This is a genomic window from Tardiphaga sp. (assembly GCF_025356345.1).
Lineage (GTDB): Bacteria > Pseudomonadota > Alphaproteobacteria > Rhizobiales > Xanthobacteraceae > Tardiphaga.
On sequence record NZ_JANXTC010000341.1, the window covers coordinates 1 to 4718 of the forward strand.

3 protein-coding genes and 1 pseudogene are annotated in these 4718 nt (G+C 58.7%); 2 read left to right on the forward strand and 2 right to left on the reverse strand.

What is annotated here, in order from left to right; genetic code table 11:
* A pseudogene (locus tag Q0S16_RS20795) lies at positions 1-199 on the reverse strand (efflux transporter periplasmic adaptor subunit); the annotation flags it as partial.
* Between the two features lie 458 nt (positions 200-657).
* Between Q0S16_RS20795 and Q0S16_RS20800 the strand changes: the two are divergent.
* Together Q0S16_RS20800 and Q0S16_RS20805 are read left to right on the forward strand one after the other, a co-directional pair.
* On the forward strand, positions 658-1335 hold the full coding sequence (locus Q0S16_RS20800; RefSeq protein ID WP_295852450.1) for a response regulator transcription factor: 678 nt from the start codon (positions 658-660) through the stop codon (positions 1333-1335).
* Positions 1332-2699, forward strand: coding sequence for an ATP-binding protein (locus Q0S16_RS20805; protein WP_295852452.1), 1368 nt, complete (start codon positions 1332-1334; stop codon positions 2697-2699). Before Q0S16_RS20800 ends, Q0S16_RS20805 begins: the two co-directional genes overlap by 4 nt.
* Positions 2700-4111: 1412 nt before the next feature.
* Here Q0S16_RS20805 and Q0S16_RS20810 read toward each other — a convergent pair.
* Positions 4112-4718 (reverse strand): hypothetical protein (locus Q0S16_RS20810; protein ID WP_295852456.1); only part of this gene is annotated, 607 nt, incomplete at its 5' end.

Here is a 4718-nt window from a genome sequence, read left to right on the forward strand (position 1 = left end):
TTCCTGGATATTGCGAGGAGACCTGGACCAGCAGGTTCTGATTGAAATCGATCGTGCCGACGGCGGTTTTCAGCAGAACGAAGTCACGCGATTTGACCTCATCGACCCTGATCGAGGTGGCCTGCTTGTCGGACAGTTCGACAAAATCGCGAGGCGAGCTGTCGGCCGGCGCCCTGGCTTCGGAACGCCTGTCGTTCACGACAGTGCCACTCGAGGCGGCCGTGTACCGCATCGCAAAGAAGGCCGCCGCGGCGAAAAGTCCGGCGATCAGAATCAGCCGGCTCCACCCTCGACCTGAACGCGACCAATATCCGCTCATCATACACACGCCTGTTTTGGCGACCCTGAATCAAGAGCCGCACGCCACGCCTCACCGCCAGCGTCAGGCGCAAGACAATCCGCCACGGACGCGCCCTTGCGGCCCGCCTGCTTGCGTCGTGCTGCCGTCGGGAACTTCCACGGCTGGATGCGGCGGAGTAGGCATCTACCGGGCGAGCGCTATCAGGTCGTGACGGCGGATCGCCTCACTGCGGTACAACGCCCGGCTTACAGCAGCCTTACATCGGGTTTGATTTCAGCAGAATTTGATGGCGTCCGCCGACAAAATGACAACCTGCTGTCGGGGGACACTCGATCCCGCGATTGGATATCGGCGTTATGCGATTGCTTGTGGTGGAAGATAACCAGGCGTTGGCGGAATTGCTGTCGAAGGGCCTGCAGAACGCCGGCTATGACGTGGACATGCTAGGCACAGCCACCGACGCCTCCGTCGCCTTGGCGACAATGTCCTATGCCGCGATGATCCTTGACCTTGGACTGCCCGACGGCGATGGCCTGACCATTCTGCGCGAACTCCGGCATCGCAAGGAATCACTCCCCGTCCTCGTACTGACGGCCCGGGGCGGGCTTCACGATCGCATCAACGGCCTGCGAAGCGGGGCCGACGATTACCTCGTCAAGCCATTCGCGCTGGAAGAGCTGGTCGCCCGCCTCGAGGCGCAATTGCGCCGACCCGGACAGATGCTGGGCAATTCATTGCGCATCGCCAACTTGGATTTTGACTCGCGCAACCGGCAGGCCGCGGTGGACGACGTTCCGCAAATGCTGTCGTCGCGCGAGACCGCGGTGCTCGAGCTGCTGATGCGCGGCAAGGGACGCGTGGTTTCGAAAAAACAGGTCGAGGACCATCTGTTCGGACTATCGGGCGAAGTGGCCTCCAACGCCGTTGAAGTCTATGTCCACCGGCTCAGAAAGCAATTGTCGGAGAACGGTGCGAGGGTTCAGATCCATACGATCCGTGGCGTGGGTTATCTTATCGGCGAGCAAAAGCCGTGATCCAGTTCAGGTCGATCATCTCACGGATCATCATTCTGCATGTCATTGCCGTCGCGGTGACGTCGATCGTCCTGTCGCTGGCGCTGGCCTGGCTGCTGAACCGGGCGACAAACAATATTCATAATGAGGCCATGAAGTCGCAGGCGGCTTCCGTCGCGCACCACCTCCGGATCAATGCCGATGGCGGCCTGTCGCTGGACCTGCCGCCAGAACTACAGGGTCTGTATTCGCAACCCTATGGCCGGTATTCCTACGCCATCATCGATGACCAGGGACGCGTTGTGATCTCCTCCCTCGGCGATCACGGCGCGCTGTTTGCGTCGGACCCGCGCGCCGCCGGCGTCGGATTGCTATGGACACGGCGCGTCGACGCGGCCATCTCCGGCGTCAGCATGCGGAAAATCGTGAGCGGCAAACCATACTGGATCCAGGCCGGCGAAGACCTCGCCAACCGCGATGTCATCATCGACGACATTTTCGCCGACTTTTACAGGAATCTCGGTTGGGTCATCCTGCCCATCCTGCTGGCGTTGCTCGTCATCGACATTTCTATTTTTCGGCGCGCGCTGCGGCCCTTGCGCGAGGCCTCCGAGATCGCGAAACATATCAGCCCGACCAGAACGGACGTCCGGTTACCCGAGGCGGCGATCCCGAGCGAAGTCCGCCCGCTCGTCGTCGCCGTGAATCACGCGCTTGATCGACTGGACAAGGGATTTCGCATCCAGCGCGAATTCACCGCGGATGCCGCCCATGAATTGCGGACTCCGCTCAGCATTCTCGCGACCCGCGTCGATACGCTGGAAGACCGCGGCGTCGCCGCCGCCTTGCGCCATGACATCGCGGCGATGGGCCATATCGTCAGCCAGTTGCTGGATATCGCCGAACTGGACGCCTTCGTCATCGAGCCGAATGCAAGGGCCGATCTGCGCGAAGTCTGCGCCGAGGTCATCCAGTTCATCGCGCCGCTGGCGCTGTCGCAACGCAAGGACATAGCGCTGTTCGGGTGCGGCGACGCCGTCTGGATCCGGGGAAATTCCGAAATGCTGATGGGCGCGATGCGCAATCTCGCCGACAACGCTCTCCGGCATACCCCCGAAGGCAGCGTCGTCGAATTCACGGTTCACCACGATGGCACGGTGCGCGTCTGCGATCAGGGCCCGGGCATATCGGGTGAAGAGCGAGAACTCATTTTCCGGCGGTTCTGGCGGGGGGATCGAAACCAGCCAGGTAGCACCGGACTGGGTCTGTCGATCGTTCAAAGGATCGTCGAACTGCATCGCGGCAGCATCCACGTCAGCAACCGCGCCGAGGGAGGCGCGGAGTTTTTGCTGAGCTTCGACACGGTGGAACCTTCATCATCATAGTGGGCTTGCGTAACAGCCGCGCATTCTCTCGCTGGGTCTGCGCCAATTCCTGCGCCATCGGGTTGCGTACCGCGGGCTTGGGTCCTCGTGTTTGGCCGGATGCTGTCCGCCGAGCGCCAGCGTCCCTCAGTCGGCGCTATTCGCTCAGGGTCGACGAGTACAGGCCCTCTCGGCGCAGGATCGTGCCGGTGCCGCCTGTAGATCAGCACCGAAGCGGGATCCTCTCATAGATCCGCTTAACAAGTTGATTTCTGGACGATAATTGGTTTGAGCAGGGGTGCCGATCGGCGCCGATCCAGACCCCTGCCGAATGCGATATGTCTCAGGTAAATCAGCAATTTATTCTGGGGATTGGCGGGGTCCCGCTTCGGCGCTGATCTACATCTGGCTCGCTTCATTCGTCCGTCCTTCAGAGCGCCGGACTCTAACTTCAACTGGAGGAAATTGGCAGGGGCAGGTCAGCACCAGCCCCTGCGGCCCAACCCGACTTCACATCTATATCCGGCATAACCATGTGATCACTGTCCTACGCCCCCGAGGCTAAACTCTTCGGACTCAGATGTCTCATGGTCATTGGCACGAAGGTGAGCGGCCCCGAGCAGCTTTATATGCGTGGATTTTCTTTTGCGGAGCTAGAACGTTTGATGGGACAACGCAAACTGCCGCGATCGCAACTGGCAGCGAACGTAAATCTGTGTACCCTTTTGACTACTCCATCGCAGCTTTTGTCCTGACAACGTCAGTCGTATGTCAGATTTCCATCGGGACCGAGTATCGCTGCATTTACCCGCTATCGCCCAGTTGCCCGCACTCGTTTGGCTGATATTCCTGAACCTGCATGAGGTGTCTCCCGCCGAGGCGCCTGCCGTATCGATCACGGTGTGCAGGTCATTTTCGATGAAGCCTCGAGCGCACGCGGTGCTGTCGACAGCCCATAATCCGGAGACTGACGCAAACTCTGAACGGGCACCTCCCAAAGATTGTGAGGCATTGCCGGAGCCGTCAAGCGGCGTCGCATCAATTGAGCTTGAGGTTGCTCGTTGAACATGGTCCGGGGGCAATTGCCCTTGGTCAGACTTTATATTTGAGATATTTGAGGTCACTACAAGCTCGTTACCTGAAGCGCTCCCGCCGTCGCCCGGCGTCGCTTCTGTCGTCCCGGCCGCGGATGGACCGTTTTGGTTCGGAAACTTACGAGCATCGTCTACTTTGGGCGTTGGCGACTGTTGCCATGCCTCGGCCGTGCTCTGAACCAAAGACAGCGGACCCGAATTAGCAGGTTTAAAGATAAGTGCCTCCGTCACAGGGGCGGATTGAACCTTGCCTCGACCCCACAAGCGCTCAAAGAAGCCGATTTGATCCAAACTGAAAGGAATTGCAATCAACGCCAGGCTTGCCGGAAACGCCGCACGCTACAATAGTACCCGACGCCGTTCCAGAACCCGTCTTAGCGATAACTCGCCAAACATCATTGCCACCGCCGCCTGGGCTGCAACCGCAGCGCTTGCGATGATGACGAAGTAGCCAACAAGGATCACCCAAGCGGGTACAATGAAATTGAACTGGGGGAATGCCCCCAGCATCAGTGGCACATACCATGAAATCGCAGAAACCGCACCAGACGACAATAAAAACGATCTTTGGGATCGCGAAATCCCTTCGAAAAGACTCCTGCCCATCTGGTCACGAAGAGCTGGCAACACATAGCTGTGGACAAAGATTCCGTTGATCGTGAGGATCACCACAATCGATATCTTCGCCCAGATCTTTGGATTCCATAGCTTGGCCGGATCGAACAAACCGTAATGCACCAAGAAGCCAATGCCAGACAACCAAAGTAAACCAAGACCAACGGACACGACCTTAGACGAAAATTCGATAATTCTGACGTAGTCCTCTGATATAATGCGAGTAATCGCAAACCGAACGATTATCAGATCAAGCAAGGTTGCTGCACCTAGCCCTATCACTAAGCCACAGAAATGCACAAAGCGCAGGCCCACCCGAGAAAGTAATAGC